Origin of the sequence: Flavobacterium sp. (assembly GCF_040402955.1) — a bacterium.
Lineage (GTDB): Bacteria > Bacteroidota > Bacteroidia > Flavobacteriales > Flavobacteriaceae > Flavobacterium.
Window position 1 is genome coordinate 1 of record NZ_JBBALQ010000043.1, and the last position, 1,908, is coordinate 1,908.

Annotated in this window: 1 protein-coding gene; it reads left to right on the plus strand. The window is 33.1% G+C overall.

Annotated features, from left to right (window positions below):
• Positions 1–198: 198 nt before the first annotated feature.
• Positions 199–1,800 (plus strand): peptide chain release factor 3, encoded by a 1,602-nt coding sequence (locus tag ABWP78_RS09775; RefSeq protein ID WP_353171057.1) that lies wholly within the window; start codon positions 199–201, stop codon positions 1,798–1,800.
• Positions 1,801–1,908 lie beyond the last annotated feature (108 nt).

A 1,908-nucleotide genomic window follows, 5' to 3' on the forward strand; every position in this document is an offset into this window, starting at 1 on the left:
TCAGGTGGTCACTTTAAATTGGAATTGGGTGGTCAATATCACCGGAATATGCAGTGTACTTTAAAAATCCTTAATTAGCTAGTTTATAGTTTTTTTTAAGGATTTTTTATTATTACTATAGTAACCAAAATTACAATAAAACCATATCGCTATGAAAAATAGTATTTAAAATAGTATTTTTGCGAAAAATTAATACACATGAGTTTCGAAAAAGAAATTGCCCGTAGAAGAACTTTTGGAATCATCTCGCATCCAGATGCTGGAAAAACAACATTAACAGAAAAACTGTTGTTGTTTGGAGGTGCAATTCAAGAAGCTGGTGCTGTAAAAAGTAATAAAATAAAAAAAGGTGCTACTTCCGATTTCATGGAAATTGAACGGCAGCGTGGTATTTCGGTTTCAACTTCCGTTTTGGCTTTCAATTACAAAGAAAAAAAAATAAATATTTTAGATACACCTGGTCATAAGGATTTTGCGGAAGACACGTTTAGAACATTAACTGCTGTAGATAGCGTTATTGTTGTGGTTGACGTCGCAAAAGGTGTGGAAGAACAAACTGAAAAATTAGTGGAAGTTTGTAGAATGAGAAACATTCCAATGATTGTTTTTATCAACAAACTGGATCGTGAAGGGAAAGACGCGTTTGACTTAATGGACGAAGTGGAACAAAAACTAGGTTTGCATGTTACGCCCCTGAGTTTTCCAATTGGTATGGGTTATGATTTTCAAGGAATTTATAATATTTGGGAGAAAAACATTAATTTATTTGAAGGTGATAGCCGAAAAAATATTGAAGAAACCATAGCTTTTTCAGATATCCGGAATCCGGAATTAGAAAAAATTATTGGTGAAAAACCAGCCAACAAACTTAGAGAAGAATTAGAATTAATTACCGAAGTATATCCTTCATTTGATAGAGATGCGTATTTAGCTGGAAAATTACAGCCTGTGTTTTTTGGTTCGGCTTTAAATAATTTCGGCGTTCGCGAATTATTAGATTGTTTTATCAATATTGCTCCTACGCCACGTGCTAAAGAATCGGATACCAGATTGGTGCAACCTGATGAGAAAAAATTGAGCGGTTTTGTGTTTAAAATTCATGCCAATATGGATCCTAAACATCGCGACAGATTGGCATTTATTAAAATTGTTTCGGGAACTTTTGAAAGAAACAAACCTTATCTTCATGTTAGACAAGGGAAAAATATGAAATTTAGTAGTCCAAATGCGTTTTTTGCTGAGAAAAAAGAAATTGTAGATATTTCTTATCCAGGAGATATTGTAGGGTTGCACGACACTGGAAATTTCAAAATTGGCGATACACTTACGGAAGGTGAATTGATGAATTTTAAAGGAATTCCTAGTTTTTCTCCAGAACATTTTAGATATATTAATAATGCCGATCCCTTAAAAGCAAAACAATTAGAAAAAGGTGTCGACCAATTAATGGATGAAGGTGTAGCGCAATTATTCACTATTGAAATGAACGGCAGAAAAGTAATTGGAACCGTAGGCGCTTTACAATATGAGGTTATTCAATACCGTTTAGAACACGAATATGGCGCCAAATGTACTTACGAAAACTTTCCAGCCTATAAAGCGTGTTGGGTGCTTCCAGATGACCCAAAAAACGAAGAATTCAAAGAATTTAAACGTGTAAAACAAAAGTTTTTAGGACATGATAAACACGGACAATTGGTGTTTTTAGCAGATAGTGAATTTTCAATTCAAATGACCCATCAAAAATATCCAAGTGTTAAATTATATTACACTTCCGATTATCATAAAAACGAAAATTAAATACACAAAAAAATCGCCTCAATATTGAGGCGATTTTTGATTTATTAAATAGTTTGGTGTTCTTAACTTACTTTTTGATGATTAAGAATTCACTTCTTCTGTTTTGTG

Excerpts from the sequence above, each read along its gene's own strand:
- ABWP78_RS09775 (WP_353171057.1), top strand. The coding sequence starts at position 199 with ATGAGTTTCGAAAAAGAAATTGCCCGTAGAAGAACTTTTGGAATCATC.